The organism is Streptomyces sp. NPDC058289, assembly GCF_042880975.1.
GTDB lineage: Bacteria > Actinomycetota > Actinomycetes > Streptomycetales > Streptomycetaceae > Streptomyces > Streptomyces stoeckheimensis.
The window spans coordinates 1-3812 of record NZ_JBHVYI010000191.1 but is presented as its reverse complement, the minus strand read 5'-3'; the positions used below and the strand labels follow the sequence as shown (position 1 = coordinate 3812).

General features: G+C 72.4%; 3 protein-coding genes and 1 pseudogene. 3 read left to right on the top strand and 1 reads right to left on the bottom strand.

Annotated elements, in window-relative coordinates; genetic code table 11:
• Positions 1-288 precede the first annotated feature (288 nt).
• The 3 genes from ACFVX6_RS40665 to ACFVX6_RS40655 all read left to right on the top strand — a co-directional run bounded on the left by ACFVX6_RS40665 (position 289) and on the right by ACFVX6_RS40655 (position 3662).
• A complete protein-coding gene (locus ACFVX6_RS40665; protein WP_389699617.1) occupies positions 289-1971 on the top strand; it encodes a molybdopterin-dependent oxidoreductase in 1683 nt (560 codons plus the stop codon).
• Positions 1972-2084: 113 nt separating this feature from the next.
• Complete coding sequence (locus tag ACFVX6_RS40660) at positions 2085-2738, top strand: fasciclin domain-containing protein (RefSeq protein ID WP_389699616.1); 654 nt, start codon at positions 2085-2087, stop codon at positions 2736-2738.
• 282 nt (positions 2739-3020) lie between these two features.
• A complete protein-coding gene (locus tag ACFVX6_RS40655; RefSeq protein ID WP_389699615.1) occupies positions 3021-3662 on the top strand; it encodes an RDD family protein in 642 nt (213 codons plus the stop codon).
• A gap of 22 nt (positions 3663-3684) precedes the next feature.
• Here the strand turns inward: ACFVX6_RS40655 and ACFVX6_RS40650 are convergent.
• Positions 3685-3812, bottom strand: a pseudogene (locus tag ACFVX6_RS40650) (serine protease); the annotation flags it as partial.

Below are 3812 nucleotides of genomic sequence, written 5' to 3'. Positions count from 1 at the left end.
TGACCCCGGCCCCGAGCCGCTGTCTCGGGCCCGCAGTCTCCGGCCCGCCGCCGGAAACGGGGCGGGGGGCCGGTGGTCCTCCGGACCGGCGGGGAGTGGGTCGCCACTCCTGAGCGCCGCCGGGACCGGAGGACCCGCGCGGGCGGTGGCCGTCGGCGCCGCCGCCCGCGTGCGGGGTCGCAGGGGGATTCGACCCCCTGCTCCCTCGCCCACCGCACAAGGGTCAACACACCAACGGCTCTTCACTTGATCGGATGACCGACCCATCCGGGAGGGATCCCGCGCCGAATGAGGGTCGTGAGCATCAACCGAAGGACAGTCGAGCGCGGTGCCCTCGCCGCGGCGAGCGGCCTGCTGGCGGGATACGCGGCACTGGCCGCCGCCGAGCTGACCGCGTCCCTGGTCCGGCCGCAGGCGGGACCGGTCACGGTGATCGGCGGCGCGGCCATCGACCGCACTCCGGCGGCGCTCAAGGATTTCGCCATCCGTGCCTTCGGCGAGAACGACAAGCTGGTCCTCCAACTCGGCATCCTCGCCACCGTCGGTCTCCTGGCGGCCCTGCTCGGGGTGTTCGCCCTGCGCCACCGCCGTACGGGGGCGGCCGGCGTACTCGCCTTCGGCGTCCTCGGCGCGGCGGCCGCCCTCGGCCGGCCCGACGCGGCCGGGGCGGGGGACGTACTGCCCTCGCTGGTGGGCGCGGTGGCCGGGGCGCTGGTGCTGTACCTGCTGGTGGGCAAGGTGGGCGGCGCCGCCGCCCGGCCCGCCGGAGGGGACGTCGCCGCGGCAGAAGCCCTCGACGGCTCCGGGGCCGGCACTGCCAATGCCGCCGGCACCGACACCGGACCCGGAACCGAAGCCGACGGCACCGACCCGCCCGCCGCCTGGAACCGGCGGGGCTTCCTCCTCGCGGCAGCGGTCACCGCGATCGCCTCCACCGGCGCGGGCGCCCTCGGCCGGGCCCTGACCGGCCGGCGCGGCCAGGGCGCCGCCGCCTCCCGTGCCGCGGTACGCCTGCCCGCTCCCGCTTCGCCCGCCGCGCCGATCCCGGCCGGGGCGGCCCTGCGGGTTCCCGGGGTCAGCGCCTTCACCACACCGAACAAGGAGTTCTACCGTGTCGACACCGCCCTGGTGGTACCCAAGGTCGACGCCGACACCTGGCGGCTGCGCATCCACGGCAAGGGCGTCTCCCGCCCGCGCTCCTACTCCTTCGCCGAGCTCCTCCAACGCCCGCTGATCGAGCGGGACATCACCCTCACCTGCGTGTCGAACGAGGTGGGCGGCCCCTACGCCGGCTCCGCGCGCTGGCTCGGCGTACGCCTGTCGGACCTCCTGCGGGAGGCGGGTGTCCGGGCACCGTCGCGCGGCGGGCGGGCCGACCAGTTGATCGCGCGCTCGGTGGACGCGATGACGCTGGGCACCCCCGTCGAGGAGGTCATGGACGGCCGGGACGCGCTGCTGGCCCTCGGCATGAACGGCGAGCCGCTCCCCTTCGAGCACGGTTTCCCGGTCCGGATGGTCGTGCCCGGTCTCTACGGCTACGTCTCCGCCTGCAAGTGGATCCGGGAGATCGAGCTCACCACCTTCGACTCGTACGACCCCTACTGGGTCAAGCGCGGCTGGGCCCGCCGGGCGCCGATCAAGACGCAGGCCCGGATCGACACCCCCAAGCCCTTCGCCCGGATCCCGGCCGGGACCGTAACGGTCGCCGGGGTGGCGTGGGCCCAGCACCGCGGCATCGAGCGGGTCGAGGTCCAGGTCGACGACGGGGCGTGGCAGGAGGCCTCGCTCGCGGCGCAGGCCACGACCGACACCTGGCGCCAGTGGTCCTTCGACTGGAGGGCCTCCTCGGGCGGCCACCGCCTGACCGTCCGCGCCACGGACGGCCGGGGCGAGGTCCAGACCGAGCTGCGGACCCGCACCATCCCGGACGGCGCGAGCGGCCGGCACGGCGTCTTCGTCACGGTCGGCTGACCGAAGCGACCCCGGTTACCCACCACTTCACGCACTTTCTCCCCCTCCGTTCCGTATTTCCCGATTCCGCAGTCCGCATTCCGCATTCACCAACCCCTTGTCTGGAGAACACCATGAACACCCTTCGTTTCCGCCGTACCGCCCTTGCCGTCGCCACGGCAGCCGTACTGCCCTTCGCGCTGGCCGCCTGCTCCGACTCGGACTCCGGCAAGGACTCGGCCTCCGGTGCGACCGCCGCGGCGAGCGCCGACACCTCCTCCCCGGCCGCGGACGCCTCGGCGCCGATGACCGCGGACGGGCCCTTCGGCGCCGCGTGCGCCGGTGTCCCGAAGGAGGGCGCGGGCAGCTTCGACGGCATGGCCAAGGACCCGGTCGCGACCGCCGCGTCCAACAACCCTGCGCTGTCCACCCTGGTGGCGGCCGTCAAGCAGGCCGGGCTCGTCGACACGCTCAACAACGCCAAGGACATCACGGTGTTCGCGCCGACCAACGACGCCTTCGCCAAGATCCCGAAGGCCGACCTCGACAAGGTCCTCGCCGACAAGGCCACCCTCACCAAGATCCTCACGTACCACGTGGTCGGCGAGAAGCTGACGCCGAAGCAGCTGGAGAACGGCTCCTTCACCACGCTGGAGACCGGAAAGGTGACCACTGCCGGCTCGGGCGAGTCCTACAAGGTCAACGGCACGTCCAACGTGGTCTGCGGCAACGTCCCGACCGCGAACGCCACCGTGTACATCGTGGACACGGTCCTGATGCCGAAGTAGCCGTGGCGCCGAACCGGTGACCCGTACGGGCGCCGGTCGTTGTAGAAGCGGTCAGCGAAGTGGCCCCCGGAGTCCCGGACCCGTCCTCAGGGTCCGGGACTCCATGCCGTGTTTACCGTCCCATCACTTGGACGGCACATGTGGCGACGGATTGGACAAGTGGCCGATGTTACTAACACCATGGCCCCGCAAGTTCGCGGCTGCGCAGGGGGGCAAACCGCTCGTTCCACGTCCCTCCGCACGGACCGCTCGTCCCCGCCACACCCCTGGAGAGACTTCGCCATGAGCTTCGGCGACCCGAACAACCCCTACGGCCAGCAGCAGCCCCCGCAGGGTCAGCCCGGCTACCCCCAGGGCCAGCCCGGCTACCCGCAGCAGGCGCCGCAGGGTGTCCCCCCGCAGTACGGGTACCCGCAGCAGCCCGTCGGCGGCGTCCCCCCGCAGCAGCCGTACGGTGCGTACCCGCCGGCCGGCATGCCGCCCATGCCGGGCACCGGAATGCCGCCGCTGGCGCACTGGGGCCTGCGCGTCGGTGCCACCCTCCTCGACGGTCTGATCATCGCGGGGCCGATGTACGCGCTCGGTTTCATCGACCTCGCCATGAGCGACGACGCGGGTGCCTCCGGGCCGGGCGTCTTCTTCCTGATCGGCTGGCTCTACGCCCTCGGCATGGGCATCTTCCAGCTCTACAAGGAAGGCTCGACCGGCCAGTCGATCGGCAAGAAGGTCGTCGGGATCAGCGTGCGCCGCGAGGCCGACGGCAACGTCCTCGGCTTCGGCATGGCCTTCGTCCGCAAGCTGGCGCACTTCCTCGACGGCATCGCCTGCTACATCGGCTACCTGTGGCCGCTGTGGGACGCCAAGAAGCAGACCTTCGCCGACAAGGTGTGCAGCACCGTCGTCATCGTGGTTCCCAAGGGCTGAGCGTGGGGGCGGGCGACGGCAAGGTGGAGGTCCCGGTCGTGCTCCAGACGGACCTGGCCCCGCCGGCGCCGTCGATCACGTGGTTGTTGGTGACGATCTCGCCGTCGGCGGTGATCACGATGCCGGAGCCGGTGCCCTGGCCGGAGCTGG

Bases quoted from the DNA above. Each gene is read 5' to 3' on its own strand.
- ACFVX6_RS40665 (WP_389699617.1), top strand. From the start codon at position 289: ATGAGGGTCGTGAGCATCAACCGAAGGACAGTCGAGCGCGGTGCCCTC.
- ACFVX6_RS40660 (WP_389699616.1), top strand. From the start codon at position 2,085: ATGAACACCCTTCGTTTCCGCCGTACCGCCCTTGCCGTCGCCACGGCA.
- ACFVX6_RS40655 (WP_389699615.1), top strand. From the start codon at position 3,021: ATGAGCTTCGGCGACCCGAACAACCCCTACGGCCAGCAGCAGCCCCCG.